Here is a 352-nt window from a genome sequence, read left to right as displayed (position 1 = left end):
AAGATTCAGCTGCTGCATTTGTACTTCTGTTATTGAAGAAGTTTGCAATTGAGTCATAATGTACCTGGAATGTTCTCATTTCTGTGGCAAAATTTTTAAGTCCACTTTGTTCGACTTCTCTAAACCAATGTGCCAATCTAGTAATGGCAATAGTTTTTACTGTTGATTTTTCGTAAATATAATTTAGCTTTGTCGCCAAAGAATAAGCCTTATGTAGATCTGGATAATTCTCAAATAAAATCTGCGCTCTTATTTTCTGTTTCTGTGTCCATTTATTACTAGTTTTGAATAAGAGATACCTACTTCTAGCTAGCAGCTGTTTTAAAGTATCTCCGTTGAAGAACACCTTAGA

1 protein-coding gene is annotated in these 352 nt (G+C 33.5%); it reads right to left on the bottom strand.

The features are described 5' to 3' along the window. The coding region (locus FGM02_RS17840; protein WP_139959982.1) for a transposase at window positions 1-352 on the bottom strand (352 nt) is incomplete at both ends.

It is taken from the genome of Flavicella sediminum (assembly GCF_006381105.1).
In the GTDB taxonomy this organism is placed as follows: domain Bacteria; phylum Bacteroidota; class Bacteroidia; order Flavobacteriales; family Flavobacteriaceae; genus Flavicella; species Flavicella sediminum.
The sequence above is the reverse complement of the archived record's forward strand: the minus strand, read 5'-3'. Positions and strand labels throughout refer to the sequence as shown.